At 66.8% G+C, this 15,566-nt stretch carries 9 protein-coding genes and 1 riboswitch; of the genes, 6 read left to right on the top strand and 3 right to left on the bottom strand.

The window, feature by feature from the left end; genetic code table 11:
* Positions 1–60: 60 nt before the first annotated feature.
* From ULB03_RS26635 to ULB03_RS26610, 6 genes are all read left to right on the top strand, one after another.
* Positions 61–3,840, top strand: coding sequence for a two-component regulator propeller domain-containing protein (locus ULB03_RS26635; RefSeq protein ID WP_322486247.1), 3,780 nt, complete (start codon positions 61–63; stop codon positions 3,838–3,840).
* Positions 3,841–4,119: 279 nt separating this feature from the next.
* A complete protein-coding gene (locus ULB03_RS26630; RefSeq protein WP_322486102.1) occupies positions 4,120–4,959 on the top strand; it encodes a p-hydroxycinnamoyl CoA hydratase/lyase in 840 nt (279 codons plus the stop codon).
* Between the two features lie 153 nt (positions 4,960–5,112).
* Positions 5,113–6,567 carry an aldehyde dehydrogenase gene (locus ULB03_RS26625; protein WP_322486101.1) on the top strand — a complete coding sequence of 485 codons (1,455 nt, stop codon included), beginning with the start codon at positions 5,113–5,115 and terminating at the stop codon, positions 6,565–6,567.
* A gap of 94 nt (positions 6,568–6,661) precedes the next feature.
* Positions 6,662–8,560 (top strand): feruloyl-CoA synthase, encoded by a 1,899-nt coding sequence (locus ULB03_RS26620; RefSeq protein WP_322486100.1) that lies wholly within the window; start codon positions 6,662–6,664, stop codon positions 8,558–8,560.
* A 169-nt stretch (positions 8,561–8,729) separates the two neighbouring features.
* Positions 8,730–9,269, top strand: a complete 540-nt coding sequence (locus tag ULB03_RS26615; protein WP_322486099.1) for a MarR family winged helix-turn-helix transcriptional regulator — start codon at positions 8,730–8,732, stop codon at positions 9,267–9,269.
* 173 nt (positions 9,270–9,442) lie between these two features.
* Positions 9,443–9,525: riboswitch (Fluoride riboswitch) on the top strand.
* A 129-nt stretch (positions 9,526–9,654) separates the two neighbouring features.
* Positions 9,655–11,013, top strand: coding sequence for a voltage-gated chloride channel family protein (locus ULB03_RS26610; protein ID WP_322486098.1), 1,359 nt, complete (start codon positions 9,655–9,657; stop codon positions 11,011–11,013).
* Between the two features lie 114 nt (positions 11,014–11,127).
* On the opposite strand, the gene ULB03_RS26605 is transcribed toward ULB03_RS26610, so the two are convergent.
* From ULB03_RS26605 to ULB03_RS26595, 3 genes are all read right to left on the bottom strand, one after another.
* Positions 11,128–11,985, bottom strand: coding sequence for a ParB/RepB/Spo0J family partition protein (locus tag ULB03_RS26605; protein WP_322486097.1), 858 nt, complete (start codon positions 11,983–11,985; stop codon positions 11,128–11,130).
* Positions 11,975–12,961: an AAA family ATPase gene (locus tag ULB03_RS26600; protein WP_322486096.1), complete on the bottom strand. Its 987-nt coding sequence runs from the start codon at positions 12,959–12,961 to the stop codon at positions 11,975–11,977. The genes ULB03_RS26605 and ULB03_RS26600 overlap by 11 nt, the downstream gene beginning before the upstream one ends.
* Positions 12,962–13,214: 253 nt before the next feature.
* On the bottom strand, positions 13,215–14,360 hold the full coding sequence (locus ULB03_RS26595; protein ID WP_322486095.1) for a replication initiation protein: 1,146 nt from the start codon (positions 14,358–14,360) through the stop codon (positions 13,215–13,217).
* Between the last annotated feature and the right edge of the window lie 1,206 nt (positions 14,361–15,566).

Raw genomic sequence — 15,566 nt, 5'->3', positions numbered from 1 at the left:
ATTCGCCAAACACTCCGCAAAATCAGGCGCCTGGGCGCCCTGGTCCCTGCATGCTTGTCCGTGATCATCCCATCTTCGACCCACGCTGCGGAGACGTGGCATAATTCGATCATCGATCTGTTCACCCGGTACAACGAGGACAGGGGCAGCAGCATCGAATACATCACCGCTATCGAGCAGGACCGGGAAGGCTACCTCTGGATCGGCACCGCCAATAACTTGGCCAGGTTCGATGGATATCATTTCAAATCGTACGGCGGTGGGGCGACGGGGCCCTATGGCTTGCCCGACAGCAACATCCGCACATTGCATACCGACACCCAAGGGCGGCTGTGGGTAGGCACCAGCGCAGCGGGGCTGGTGCGCTATGACCCGGCGATCGACCGCTTCGTGCGGGTGCCGCTGGAAATCATGGGCCATATCGACGTCCGCAGCATCGAGGATGACGGCGAGGGCGGCCTGTGGGTGGGAACGGAAAGCGGCCTGGATCATCTACCCGCCAACCAGGCGACGGCCGATCACCTGCACGGCGTTGACAACCCGGCCGGGGGCGTCGTGGGCGACAAGGTCCAGGCGATGAAGCGCGACCACCGGGGCTATTTGTGGGTGGGTACGGCCAATGGCTTGGCCTACCTGCGACCCGGTCAAACGGACTTCCGCAGCATACCCCTGCCCCGGGCGGCCGCCATGGATAGCGTCACCGCCCTGTATGAGGATGGGCATGGTCGGCTGTGGGTGGGCACCAGCCGGCATGGCGTCCTTCTGGTGCAACTCGACAAGGACGGCGTGGCCGAGTTCCAACCCCTGCCGGCCCCTTTCACCAGCGTGGCGGGAGATTGGGTCAAGGCCATCCTGGAGGTGGCGCCGGACATCTTCTGGGTCGGCACCATGGGCAACGGTATCCTGGAAGTCGATCTGGCAGCCGGGACAGCCAAGACCATCAAGCGCAACCGCACCGTTCCCGACAGCCTGCTGAACGACAACATCCTGTCGCTGTACAAGGACAAGTCGGGGCTCATCTGGGTCGGCACCTATCCGGGGCTGTGCCGTTTCGACCCAACGGCGCAGGCCTTCCGCTTCCTGACGCCGATCTCGACCAATCCCCAGACGGAGGATCGCAGCGCCCATTCCCTGATGGTCACCCCCGATGGCAAGCTGTGGCTGGGCCGGGGCCGGGGCGGGGTCGACGTCCTGGATGCCACCGGCCAGCTTTTAGCCCATTTGGCTTCGGACCCTAACGACCCGAACCATGCCTTACCATCGAAGTCGGTCCGATCCTTCGCGGTCCAACAGAACGGCACTGTCTGGATCGGCACCCGCGATGGCCTGTACCGCACCGATCTGAACGCCAGTGCCGTACGGCTGGTGCATGTCCCTGGCCTGGATACCAGCCTTAACATCTCCAGCCTGCTGTGGGATGGCAGCCAGTTGTGGATTGGTGATGCCAACATCGGCGTCTGGTCTTACAACCCGTCCGCTGGAACCGTCCGCCCCCTGGGCCAGGGGGACGGCGGCCTGCGCGACCAGCGCATCACCGTGCTGGAACCGGCGGAAGACCACAGCCTTTGGATCGGCACCTACAGCGGCCTGTATCTGGCCCGCACCGATACCGGCCGGGTGCAGAAGATCGACCTGGACAGCGGCAATCCCACCACGCTGACCAGCCACAACATCGCCTCGCTGGCGACCGACCGCCAGGGCCGGTTGTGGGCCACCCTCTACGGCCAAGGTGTCGCCATGGTGGGCCGGCCGGACGCCAACGGTCGGCGGCCGGTGAAGTTCCTGGCCAGCGACGTCGAGCCCCTGCTGGCCACCGCCAACGCCGTGGCGCAGGACGAGGACGGGTTCATCTGGGTGTCCACCGACACCGGCGTGGTTCGCATCGACCCCATCACCATGGCCATACGGGCCTTTCAACGGTCCGATGGCGTTTGGCTGACCACGCATTGGTCCACCTCCGTCGCCACCGGACCCAACGGCGAGATCCTGTTCGGGGCGGAGGACGGCGTCACCCTGATCCATCCCCGCCTGCTGGCGGACTGGACCTATGTGCCGCCGGTGGTGGTGACCCAGGCCTATATCGGACGCCGACAGGTTCCGGGCTGGCAGGTGGCGCACACCACCACCCCCCTGACGGTGAATCCGGACGAACACGGCTTCCGCCTGGAGGTCGCGTCGCTGGACTTCTCCGCCCCGGAGCGCAACCGCTATGCCTATAAGCTGGAGGGCCTGGACCGGGACTGGCAGGAGATCGACGGCAACTGGCGGCAGATCGCCTACACCAACCTGCCGCCCGGCAATTACACCTTGCGGGCGCGGGGCAGCAACCGCAGCGGCCAATGGTCCAGCGCGGAAGTCACGGTGCCCCTGGCTATCCTGCCCGCCTGGTACCAGACGTGGTGGGCGCAAATCCTGGGCATCGCGGGCCTGGCCGGGGTCGTGGGCCTGGTGGTGCGCGGCCGCACCGCCATCCTGCGCCGCCGCCAGCGCGAGCTGGAGGCGGTGGTGGCCCAGCGCACGACGGAACTGACGGAGGCGAACGCGGCCTTGACCCAGTCCGCCGCCATCCTGCGGCGCCTGGGCGATGCCGGCCAGGACATCACCGCGACCCTGATCCTGGACGCCGTGCTGAGCACGCTGAAGCGCTATGTCGGTGAATTGCTGACCGGCCACCGCCTGGTGCTATATCGCCTGCAGGGATCCTACCTGGAGCCGGCGACGGCCGATGGCAGCGTGGTGGAGCCCGTCTACCTGGACGACCCACAGTCCCTGCCCGCCCGCGCCGCGCAAAGCCGGCAGGAGCTGACGGAGACGGTGGAGGACGGGGTGGCGCTGGCCTACCCGCTGGTGGTGGAGAACCGCGTGCTGGGCGTGCTGGTGGTGGTCGCCGACCATGCCTACGGCGACCGCGAGCAGATGATCTTCCGCACCTTGTGCGCCTACAGCGCCATCGCGCTGGAGAACGCCGAATCCTACCGCCGCGCCGAAACCGCCTGGATGGAGACGGCTCAGGCCCTGGCCGACCTGCGCACCACCCAGTCGAAGTTGGTCCAGCAGGAGAAGATGGCCTCCCTGGGCCGGCTGGTGGCCGGCGTGGCGCATGAGGTCAACACGCCCCTGGGCGTCGTGCTCACCGCCGCCGGCAGCCTGCGCGGCAGCCTGGAGGACGTGCGCGACAACATCGCCCAGGGTAAGCTGACCCGCAGCGCGCTGGAAACCGGGCTGGAGGAATGGTCCGACCTGGCCGACCTGGTCGAGCGCAACACCAAGCGCACGGCGGCCCTGGTCAAGAGCTTCACCGCCATCGCCGCCGAGGATGGCGAAAGCAAGGTGACGGAGGTCGACCTGTCCACCTTGCTGCCCGACGTCGCCGACGTGGCGCGCACCGCCCTGGCCCAGGGCGCCATCGAACTGACGGTGGACGTGCCGTATGGCCTGGTCGTTTCCACGGTGCCGGAATCCCTGGTCAACGCCCTGACACACATCCTGGCGAATACCGCCGATCACGCCTTCGACCCCGGGTCCCACGGTCATGTGACGGTGACGGCCTCGGCCGAAGGCGGCGTGGTCATGATCTCCATCGCGGACAATGGCCGGGGTATCCCGGCCGACGTGCTGCCCCACATCCTGGACCCCTTCTTCACCACCGCCCGCGGCCGCGGCCATCCCGGCCTGGGCCTGCATGTGGCCTACAACCACGTCACCCAGCGGCTGAAGGGCAATTTGACGGTGGATAGCGTGCCCGGGCAGGGGACCACGGTCACCCTGGTCATCCCGTCGATGATCGCCGCCAACCAGAGCGCCACGGCGGCTGACCGCCTGCGCGCCTTTCGTGCCTGAGCCCTGACACCCGGATTCCGCCTGGCGCACCGGCCGTCCGTTTCCACCGTCACCGCTTGCGACGTCGCAAACGGCAACGCCGCTCCTTGGCTGGCAGCGGGGGCGGCAAGAGCGGGAAGGGGAAGAGCGGCGGGCGTAAGATCGCCCGCGAGATCTATTGCGTCCATAATAGTTATCTTCTATAAGTTAATCGTCGTCCGGACATGAGGGCCCAGCGTCCGCGCACCGCCCGCCCGGAACGGCCGCCGGAGGAAATGCAGCCAAGGAGCCTAGAGGCCCATGTCCCAGTCTAAGTATGCGGATCGCTGGAAGACCGTCCTGGTCGATGTCGTGGATGGTATCGCCTGGGTCACCCTGAACCGTCCCGACAAGCGCAACGCCATGAGCCCCACCCTGAACCGGGACATGGTCAGCGTGCTGGAGACGCTGGAGCTGGACGCCGACGCGCAGGTTCTGGTGCTGACCGGCGCCGGTGACGCCTGGACCGCCGGCATGGACCTGAAGGAATATTTCCGTGAGACCGACGCCGGCCCGGAAATCCTGCAGGAAAAGGTGCGCCGCGACGCCTCGACCTGGCAGTGGCGGCTGCTGCGCATGTATTCCAAGCCGACCATCGCCATGGTCAACGGATGGTGCTTCGGCGGCGCGTTCTCGCCCCTGGTGGCGTGCGACCTGGCCATCTGCGCCGACGAGGCGGTGTTCGGCCTGTCGGAGATCAACTGGGGCATCCCGCCGGGCAATCTGGTGAGCAAGGCCCTGGCGGACACCATCGGCCACCGCGCCGCCCTGCACCTGATCATGACCGGTGAAACCTTCACCGGCCCGCAGGCGGCCCAGATGGGCCTGGTGAACAAGAGCGTGCCGCGCGACCAACTGCGTGACGAGGTCACCAAGCTGGCCCAGGTGCTGCTGGCCAAGAACCCCGTGGTGCTGCGCGCCGCCAAGCATGGCTTCAAGCGCTGCCGCGAACTGACCTGGGAGCAGAACGAGGATTACCTGTACGCCAAGCTGGATCAGGCCCAGTTGCGTGATCCGGAAAAGGGCCGGGAGCAGGGCCTGAAGCAGTTCCTGGACGACAAGGCCATCAAGCCGGGCCTGCAGACCTACAAGCGCGGTTGATCGACCGGTGGGGGCGGGAACGCCCCCAGGCGGTAAGGATATGAACCGCCACGCTTACGCCCCGGGGGCGCATCCTTACGCCCTGGGGGCAAGGATGCGCACGGGCGGCCGGAACGACGAATCCCCAAAACAATAAACCCAGGGAGGGTTGCCATGAGCACGACGACAGGCCTGCTGATCGGGGGGCGCGACGTACCCGCCGCCGACGGCGCCACCTTCACCCGGACCAACCCCGTCAGCGGCGAGGCGGTGACCATCGCCGCCGCCGCCACCCTGGCCGACGCCGACGCCGCCGTGGCTGCCGCCCAGGCCGCTTTCCCGGCCTGGTCCGCGCTGAGCCCGGGTGAGCGCCGCCAGCGCCTGATGAAGGCGGCGGACCTGATGGACGCCCGCACCAAGGACTTCATCGCCATCGGCGCGGCCGAGATCGGCGGCATGCCCAACTGGTACGGCTTCAACGCCATGCTGGCGGCCAACATGCTGCGCGAAGCGGCGGCCATGACCACGCAGATCAATGGCGAGGTCATCCCGACCAACGTGCCTGGCAACATGGCCCTGGCCCTGCGCCAGCCCTGCGGCGTGGTGCTGGGAATCGCCCCCTGGAACGCCCCCGTCATCCTGGGCACCCGCGCCATCGCGACCCCGCTGGCCTGCGGCAACACCGTGGTGCTGAAGGCCAGTGAGCAGTGCCCCGCCACCCACCGCCTGATCGGCCAGATCCTGCACGAGGCGGGCCTGGGCGATGGCGTGGTCAACGTCATCACCAACGCCCCCGCCGACGCGGCGGCCATCGTGGAACGCCTGATCGCCAACCCCGCCGTGCGCCGGGTGAACTTCACCGGTTCCACCGGCGTGGGCCGCATCGTCGCCCAGTTGGCGGCCAAGCACCTGAAGCCCGCCCTGCTGGAACTGGGCGGCAAGGCGCCGCTGCTGGTGCTGCACGACGCCGACCTGGACGCGGCGGTGGATGCCGCCGCCTTCGGCGGTTTCTTCAACCAGGGCCAGATCTGCATGTCGACCGAACGTCTGGTGGTGGATGCGCGCGTCGCCGACGCCTTCGTGGACAAGCTGGCAGCCAAGGCGCGCACCTTGACGGCCGGCGATCCCTCCGCCCCCGGCTCGATCCTGGGCGCGCTGGTCAACGTCCAGGCCGGCCAGCGCATCAAGACCCTGCTGGACGATGCCGTGGCCAAGGGCGCCCGCATCGCCGCCGGTGGCGGGATCGAGGGCGCCATCATGCAGGCGACGGTGGTGGACGGCGTGACGCCGGAAATGAAGCTGTACGCCGAGGAATCCTTCGGGCCCGTCGTCGCCGTCATGCGCGTGGACGGGGACGAGGACGCCATCCGCGTGGCCAATGACAGCGAGTACGGCCTGTCAGCCGCCGTGTTCAGCCGGGACGTCGCCCGTGCCCTGACCCTGGCCCAACGCATCGAGTCCGGTATTTGCCATATCAACGGCCCTACCGTGCACGATGAGGCGCAAATGCCTTTCGGCGGCGTGAAAAGCAGTGGCTATGGCCGCTTCGGCGGCAAATGGGGCGTGGCCGAATTCACCGAGCTGCGCTGGGTCACCATCCAGACGGGCCCGCGCCACTACCCCATCTGACCTTCAACCGGCCATCCTTACCGCTTGGGGGATGGCCGGCCCCGTATCGCTTGCGTCCTTCCCCTCCCCATCTCTTCATCGGAGATCAGGCAAAGTGACCCGTGCGGCCTCCCCTTCTTCCGCCGATGCGCGCTACCGGGCGGTATCGGTGAACCCCCTGCCGGTAAGGCTGCGTCCGGAACCCGGCGGCGTCTGGCACCTGCTTTGCGCCGAGGACCTAGCCCCCTACCCCCGGCATCTGCTGGAGCGGCTGGAAGCCGTGGCGGCCACCGATCCCGACCGCACCCTGGTGGCCCAACGGGGGCCGGACGGCGACTGGTGGCGCATCAGCTACGCCGGCATGCTGGCTGACGCCCGCGCCATCGGCCAAGCCCTGCTGGATCGCGGCCTGACGGCGGACCGGCCGGTGGTCATCCTGTCCGGCAACAGCGTCGACCATCTGCGCGTCGCCGCCGGGGCGCTGTACGCCGGCGTGCCCCATTGCCCCGTCTCCACCGGCTATTCCCTACTGTCCCGCGACTTCCAGAAGCTGCGGCTGGTCATGGAAACGGTGACGCCGGGCTTGGTTTTCGTCGACAAGGCCCCGGCGTACGCCGCCGCCATCGCCGCGGTCGTCCCGGCGGATGTGGAGATCGTGGCCTCATCCGGGTCCCTGCCCGACCGGGCCGTCACGCCGCTGGCGGACCTGCTGGCGACCACGCCCACCACCGTGGATGCCATCTATCAGGCCCTGACGCCGGACACGGTGGCGAAATTCCTGTTCACCTCCGGCTCCGCCAGCACCCCCAAGGCCGTCACCACCACCCAGCGCATGCTGTGCGCCAACCAGCAGATGCTGCTGCAAAGCTTCCCCGTCTTCGGGGAAGAGCCGCCGGTGATCGTGGATTGGCTGCCGTGGAACCACACCTATGGCGGCAGCCACAATGTCGGCATCGCCCTTTACAACGGCGGCAGCTACTACATCGACGACGGCAAGCCGACGCAGCAGCACTTCGCCGAAACCCTGCGCAACCTGCGTGACATCTCGCCCACGGTCCATTTCAACGTGCCCAAGGGCTGGGAGGATCTGACGGCGGCGCTGGAGGAGGACGCGGAACTGCGCCACTCCTTCTATGCCCGCATGCGCATGTTCTTCTTCGGCGGCGCTGGCCTGTCCCAAGCGGCCTGGGACAGGCTGGACCGGGTGACGGAGGCGCACTGCGGCGCCCGCATTCCCGTCTTCGCCGGCCTGGGCATGACGGAAACCTCCCCCTCTTGCCTGTTCACCACCAGCGGCTTTTCCCTGGGCGGTAGCGCCGGCGCCTTGCTGCAGGCGGGCTATGTCGGCCTGCCCGCCCCCGGCTGCGCCGTTAAGCTGGTGCCCGTTGGGGACAAGCTCGAGGCGCGCTTCGCCGGGCCCCACGTCATGCCCGGCTATTGGCGGGCGGCGGATCGCACGGCGGCAGCGTTCGATGAGGATGGCTATTACCGCACCGGTGACGGCGTGCGCTGGCTGGACCCGGCGCGGCCGGAGTTGGGCCTGGTGTTCGACGGCCGCCTGACGGAGGACTTCAAGCTGTCTTCCGGCACCTTCGTCAATGTCGGCCCCCTGCGCGCCCGGGTGATCACGGAGGGCGCCCCCTATGTCCAGGACGTGGTGATCGCCGCGCCCGAACGCGACGACCTGGGCTTCCTGATCTTCCCCAACGTGGAGGCCTGCGCCGATTTGGCCGCCCTGCCTGCCGGCGCGCCCATTGGCGATATCCTCGCCGCCCCCCCGGTCCGCCGGCAGTTCCAGGCCTTGGTCGACCGCTTGGCGGCCACCGCCACCGGCAGCGCCAACCGCGTGGCCCGCGCTGTGGTCCTCGCCGACCCGCCTTCACTGGACAAGGGTGAGGTTACGGACAAGCGGTCCATCAACCAGCGCATGGTGCTGACCCAACGCACGGCCCTGGTGGAGGCCTTGTACCAAGGCACCGCGCCCGGAATGTACCGCCCGGCCCCACGCTCATGACGTACCTCGCGGACGGCACGACGAATGGTGGTTTCTCTGGACGGCAACGACAATTAACAGGATAGTTTAACCAATACTATCGGCTGCGCCGTCGCGGCTGATATAAGGGCCTGGAACCGATCATCCGCGCCACGCCGCGACGCCCGCACCGCTTTTTGAGACCGCACCCATGCCGGCCCTTAAGAACCATAAACCCGCCTCCGATGACCTGACCCTTGACGCCTCCGCGGTGGCCGAGGATGGCCTGGACGAGGTCTCGCCCGCCGGGGGCAAGGCCGAAACGACGCTGGATTGCTCCAAGCTGGAGCGGTTCGTGGGGTTCAACCTGTCACGGGCGGAAACCCTGGTCCGGCGCCTGGTGCTGGAGCATCTGGCCCCCTGCCAGCTCACCCTGGCGGAATTCTCGCTGCTGAGCCTGGTCAGCGTGAACAAGGGCGTCAATCAACGTCAGGCGGGCGACGTGCTGGAAATCGCCCCACCCAACATGGCGCACCTGGTGGACCGCTTGGCCAACCGCGGCCTGCTCAAGCGCGTGCGTGGCCGCCAGGACCGCCGCGTGCAGATGCTGAGCCTGTCAGAGGCTGGGCAGGAGTTGCTGGCCCATGCCGAAAGCCTGGTGGAAGAGCAGGAGGCCAAGGTGTCCTCCGTGCTGACGGCGGAGGAACAGAGCCAATTGCTGGCGCTGCTGAACAAGGTGCGCCTGCTGTAAGGACCAGAGACTCGGGCAGTGACGCAAGTTAAGGCTCGTTTAGTTTTCGCCTCAAGCTGAAAATATCAGCGAATCGGGTGGGGACGGCCGATTCGATACCGCCTGAGCATAAGCGAATCGGAACACCCCCGCCCCATCATCGCGGTTGACAGGCGACACCGCTGCCCGTAATAGCTGGCATCGGCAATGGATTTCTGCCTGGCCACGTCCCGTGGCCGAACCGCCCCGCCCCGGGGCTGATGATTCCTACCTTCGGTGTTTGTCACCTGACGGTCGGAGTCCATCTGCAGTGTCCACGCCCCATCCTTACATCACCAAATCCCGGGTTTCCTCGATGCTTCCCCGCCGCCTGTTGGCTTCGTGGGCCGCGCAAACGCGCGCCTTGATGAAATGGCTCTGCCTGATCGGCCCGATCGCCGCCGCGATCGGCAGCGCCTGCGCCCTTTTCCTGTGGAGCCTGGACCGGGCGACGCGGCTGCGTTTCGATCATCCCGCCTTGCTCTACGCCCTGCCCCTGGCCGGCGTCGCCATCGTCTGGGTTTATGGCCGCTTCGGCGGGCGGGCCGATGGCGGCAACAACCTCATCGTCGACCAGATCCACCAGCCCGGGGCCGGCGTGCCGTTGCGCATGGCGCCGCTGATCCTGGTCGCCACCGTGGTCACCCATCTGTTCGGCGGCTCCGCCGGGCGCGAAGGCACGGCGGTGCAACTGGGCGGCAGCCTGGCCAGTGGCTTCAGCCGGTTGATGCGGCTCTCCGCGACAGAAGGCCGGTTGGTCCTGATGGCCGGCGTGGCCGCGGGTTTTGGCGCGGTCTTTGGCACACCCATCGCCGGCGCCATCTTCGCGCTGGAGGTGCTGAGCCTGGGTCAGGTCCGGTATGAGGCGCTGCTGCCCTGTCTCATCGCCGCCCTGGTGGGCGACTGGACCTGCCACGCGTGGGGCATCGAACACACCTCCTACGCCATCGCCGCCGGCGACGCCGGCTTTCACATCCAGGGCTGGCTTCTGGCCAAGGTGACGGCGGCGGCGGTGATTTTCGGATTGGCCGGCCTGGCCTTCTCCGAAACCCTGCACGCTGCCGCCGCCCTGGTCCGGCGCCTTTGCCCGCACCCGCTGCTGCGCCCGGTGCTGGGCGGCCTGCTGCTGATCGCCTTGGTCCAGGTGCTGGGCACCCGGGACTATCTGGGCCTGGGCGTGTGGTCCGCCGATCCGGGCGCGGTCACCCTGCCCGGCCTGTTCCAGCCGCCTTATCATCCCTTCAGTTGGCTGTGGAAGGCCTTGTTCACCATCATCACCCTGGCGACCGGCTTCAAAGGGGGTGAAGTGACACCGCTGTTCTTCATCGGCGCGGCCCTGGGCCATGCGCTGGCCGGCGTGCTGAATGCCCCGTTGGACCTGATGGCCGGCCTGGGCTTCGTCGGCCTGTTCGCGGCCGCGGCCAACACGCCGCTGGCCTGCACCCTGATGGGGATAGAGCTGTTCGGCGCGGCCCACACCCCCTATATCGCCGTTGCCTGCTTCGTGGCCTACGCCTTCAGCGGCCATTCCGGCATCTATCTCTCGCAGCGCGTGGCCGTCCCCAAGGTCGGCTTGGCGGCATCCTTACCGCTTGGGGGCACGCTGCGGCAGGCGCGGGAATTGTCCCCGGCCCCGACCACCTTGGGCCGGCGCCTTCGCGTTCTGCTGAAGCGGCAATTGCGACGTCGCAATCATGGGAAGGCGGGGTCCGGGATCATGACCTGACCGCACTCCGGCTTAGAGCGAGATGCGATCATGTCTGATCGCATCTCGCTCTTAACCTGTTCATGATAGAGCGGATTTACACGATCAGGTGACTACACCTGATCGCGTTCCGCTCTAACGGAGGAGTTCGTCCAAGCGAAGGCGCAACCGCTCCAGCCGCTGACGATCCTCCGGCGCCAACCCGGATGGCCCGACCGCCATCTGCGCCAAATCCCGCTCCATGCGTGTGATGAGCCGGCCCGCCGGCGGCACCGCCTTGGGGGATACCGCCTGCGGCTCGGTCGGCTTGTTGGCGGCGCGCAAGGCCTTGATGGTGGCGCCGCCCTTGATCAGCGCCCACAGCCGGTGGCGCGCAGCGTCATCCTCGGCATCCGCCAGGATGAACAGGTGGCTCTTGGTCACCTGGTCGCGATACTCGGGATATTCGGCCAGAATATCCTCCGGCAGGCGCATCAGGGCCAACAGGCGCGACACCTCGGACTTGCTCAGGCCGACGGCGCCGGCCAACTGGTCCTGGGTGTAGCGGTGCGTCTCACCCAGCCGACTCAGGCCACGCGCCACCTCCAGCGTGTCCAGATCCTGGCGCTGGAGATTCTCGATCAGGGCGATCTCGTCCACCCCGCCTTGGGTGACGATGGCGAATATGGTGGCCTTGCCCAACAGGCGATGGGCCCGCCACCGGCGCTCACCCGCGGCGATGAGATAGCCGCCTTCCGCCCGCTTGCGCACGACGATGGGCTGGATCAGGCCCTGGACGGCGATGCTGTCCGCCAGCTCGCGCAAGGCGGTCTCATCAAAGTGACGGCGCGGCTGGTCCGGATTGGGGAACACCTGGTCCAGGTCCAGTTCCACCAACTCCGGAAAATCTTCCGACGTGCCGTACAGCTTGTTCAGCGGCTTGGCCGTGGCGGGCAATAGGCTGGCCGCCGTCGCCGCCAGGGCGGGATTGCTGCGGGCCAGTTTACGCGACATGGGCAACGTCCTCTCCATCCGCCTCAAGCAAGGCTTGGGCAACCTCGCGGAAAGGTGCCACGGTTGCGGGGTCGGATGCCACATCGATGGTGGGCTGCCCGGCGGCCACGGATTGGGGGAAAATGGTGGCGCGCGGCACAGGCGTGAAGATGCGGATGGCGCCGCCGAACCGTGCCTCCAGATCGGCCAGCGTGGCGCGGTCCTGGGTGTGGCGGGCGGTGTACATGGTGGGCAGGATACCGATGACACTGAGGTCGGGATTGCCGCGGCGGCGCACCTTGCTGATGGTGTCCAGCAGCAGGGGCACGCCCATCAGGGCCAGCATCTCCGTCTGCACGGGGATCAGCACGCCGTCGGCCGCCGCCAGGGCGTTCAGCGTCAGCATGCCCAGATGGGGCGGGCAGTCGATCAGAATATAGTCATAGGCCCGCCGCACCATGGCCAGCCGTTCCCGCAGCACCAGCGTGCCCATGGGCTCGGCGATCAGCTCCGTCTCCGCCGCCGACAACAGGATGGTGCTGGGCAGCAGGTGGAAACGGCCATCGCACACCGGTACGGCCGCCTGGCCCGTGGCCTGGTCCTTCAGCATGACGTGATAGGTGGTCTTGCCCGCCTCCGACATGTCGGCCTGGCTGATGCCCAGGTGCACCGTGGCGCTGGCCTGGGGATCGGCATCCACCAGCAACACGCGTTGGCCCATGGCGGCCAGGGCGGCACAGATGTTGACCGAGGCGCTGGTCTTGCCCACGCCGCCCTTCTGGTTGGATAGGGCGATGATGGTGGCCGTCTGGCGGGCGCGGCGGCGGGGGGTCAACAGGTCGATGACGGCCTGGGGGATCTTCTCCCCACCGGTTTCCCAACGGCTGATGCGGCCTTTGTCATACTTCCGGCCCAGGCTGGCGTTAAGCCAATCGGCGAAGGTCTGCTGGGTTTCGCCCCGCGCTTCCCGCGCGCTGCGCAATGCGGCGCCATCCATGGCATATCCTTCCCGTGTCGAGGCCAATTCAGGTGCCGCAGCATACGAAGGTCGGCCAAATCATGTCAACATAGGGCGTTGTGTTACGTCAACGTCACGACACAGGTTGCGACGTCGCAACTCCCTCACCCTTACGCCATGGGGGCGGGGTCGGCGGCTTTGTCCTTACGGCGTGGGGGCGCCTTTATGTCGACGCCGTTGATGGTGCCGGATGTCAGCGATATCAGCACACTGCGGATACTGGCCTCATGGTTCATGCGCGCGGTCTGCGCCGTGGCGGGGTGACCGGCCAGCAGCACCAGGCGGCGCTCGCCCCGCGCGGTCTCCTCGATACGCTCCACCTCCAGGTCGCGCAGCAGGGGCGCCGGGACGTTCTTGGCCAAGAGGGCGTGCCGTGCCGCGGCCCACAGGGCGTTGGCGTCGTCAGCGTCGGGCAGGGGGGAGGCGCCTCGATCGCCGCCGGCTCCAGCTTCTCCACCTTGCCGGTGCGCCGGGCGCGGCGGCCCACGCTGTGACGTTCGCGTTCCAGGAAGGTGTCGGCCACCTCATCCTCATCCTTGGCGAAGAAGTCGAGCGTGACCTCCTCCACCTTGCGGCCGCGGCGCACCATCTTGGCTTCCGGCATTTCCACGCGGAAGGGGGCCAACTGGTTCACCTCGGCGATGGCGCGGTCGATGGTGCGGGTGCGCAGGATGCCGAAATCCTTGTAGGCGCCCTCGGGCACGTTCAGCAGGCGCCGCAGCGTGTCGATATCCAGCGCCAGGGACGGGAAATCCATCTGATAGCGCTGCATCCCGATCTCATAGAGCTTCAGGGCGTAGGTGCTGGTGACCTTCACCATGGCCGGGCCCGACAGCCGCGCCCACAGCTTGGAGGCGCGCTGCAGTTCCAGGAAGGCGTCGGTGAACTGGAAGTGGATGTCCGCGCTATCGCTCTCGATCTCCTCCTCCGGTCGGACATAGCTGCTGAGGATGCGCAGCTCGGCACGGGACCGACGCCCCCGGAAGGGACCGATGACCACCAGGCTGAACTCGTAGATTTCCTTCACGGCATCGAAAATGCGCTCGTTGCCCTTGTGGTTGCCGCGCACCACCTTCTTGGGCAGGCGATAGAGCTTGTTGGCGAAGTTCTGGCTGCCGGCCAGGTGGATCATGAAGTTCAGCATCTTCTGCGCCGGCAGGGACAGCCGCGACCCATTGGCGGGGTAGGAATAGACCGCCTCCGCCGCCTTGATCAGATGCTTGTAGCCGTCCCGCTCGAACGTGGTCGCCGCCACCTTGGCCGTCAGGCCCAGCGCGTTCTCCTCCGCCAGCGCCGGCACAGAGGTATCCAGCCCACCATCGGGGTCCATGTCGATGACGATGCCCGGTCCCGCGACATCCTGGGGCCGATAGGGCATAAGGGCATCCCTGGTCCCGACCGTTGCGGGCGACACCAAGCGGTCAGCCATCGGTACTGACGGCCTCAAGACCGGTTTATCGCTTTTGCGCGGCATGCCATCATCCCGTGAACGAATGGCCGCACTTTAGGAGCTTCCTTACATGGGCCGCAAGTAAGGAAAGGGTGGAAACGCCTTATTTCCCAGATCCTTACTTCCCGGGGGCACTATCAACGCCGCCCCTTACGCCCTGGGGCGGCAGGCGACTCGCCCCCGCCGGTAGGGATGGCGCCCCCGGCTGGTAAGCATAAGGTCGCAAAACCCCAGGGTTTGCCAGGGCTTGGGCGCCCTAGAATCTTTTTTGAAAAGGAACACCCTTAAAAGCAGGGCCTTTTGGGGGATAACAAGGCAGGATCAAGCCTCATCCGGACAGCAAAAACCACCGCCACGGCGACTCGCGATATGAGTGCCAACCGTCACCATTCCCCGAATCATGGGCTGCCGGGACGGGTGGGGCATGACATACGCCCAGCGGACAGTGGATAGGGTGGATGGATTTCGTCCTTACCCCGCGGGGCAATCCTTACCGCTCGGGGGCAAGGGGCTTGGTCAACCTTACTGGCGGGGGGAACAGAGGTGCCATCCTTACCGCTTGGGGGCGGAGTTTGTTCGCGTCCGTCGTGATATGGTTCCTTAACTCTCTGGAATCGTTCACAGGATTCACCACACGGCATCCATCTTGGGGCGATAGGGCGTTTCCAAGGGGGACATCGCCCCCAAGCGGTAAGGGTGTGGTTCACAATCTCGACAAATCCAGGGAGTCGCATGCCCCCGGCCGGTAAGGGAACGCATCCGTGACACCGGGGTGTCACTGAAACCCGGGCCAAGTCGCAACTCACCCCCAAGCGGTGAGGACATGGGGCGGATCCCCAAGTCTCTTATTCCCCCAAACAGTAAGGATGCGCCCCCAAGCTGTAAGGAAAGGGTCTGCTCGTGACTGTCCACGGTGCTTTCCCAGCCGGGTGGCAACGCCGGCCCCATGGCCTTACGGTGGTTCGGAGAGGGGGGAAGCCATTCAGCGGGGATAATCCCGGTAGCCCCGCGCCTTGAACTTTGGGGCCGCGTGTTGGATAACTTGGCGGCATTAACCGATTTAGACCGGACGGGATTAATATGTCAGTTGGAATGGGCGGCCTACGCAAAAGATATTCCACTGGAATAATAAGT

Source organism: Nitrospirillum goiasense (assembly GCF_034427435.1).
GTDB lineage: Bacteria > Pseudomonadota > Alphaproteobacteria > Azospirillales > Azospirillaceae > Nitrospirillum.
Note: the sequence above shows the minus strand (reverse complement) of the source record. Positions and strands in the feature narration are given on the sequence as shown.

Coding starts and splice junctions, on each gene's coding strand:
- ULB03_RS26630 (WP_322486102.1), top strand. CDS start 4,120: ATGTCCCAGTCTAAGTATGCGGATCGCTGGAAGACCGTCCTGGTCGAT.
- ULB03_RS26625 (WP_322486101.1), top strand. CDS start 5,113: ATGAGCACGACGACAGGCCTGCTGATCGGGGGGCGCGACGTACCCGCC.
- ULB03_RS26615 (WP_322486099.1), top strand. CDS start 8,730: ATGCCGGCCCTTAAGAACCATAAACCCGCCTCCGATGACCTGACCCTT.
- ULB03_RS26610 (WP_322486098.1), top strand. CDS start 9,655: ATGAAATGGCTCTGCCTGATCGGCCCGATCGCCGCCGCGATCGGCAGC.
- ULB03_RS26605 (WP_322486097.1), bottom strand. CDS start 11,985: ATGTCGCGTAAACTGGCCCGCAGCAATCCCGCCCTGGCGGCGACGGCG.
- ULB03_RS26600 (WP_322486096.1), bottom strand. CDS start 12,961: ATGGATGGCGCCGCATTGCGCAGCGCGCGGGAAGCGCGGGGCGAAACC.
- ULB03_RS26595 (WP_322486095.1), bottom strand. CDS start 14,360: ATGCCCTATCGGCCCCAGGATGTCGCGGGACCGGGCATCGTCATCGAC.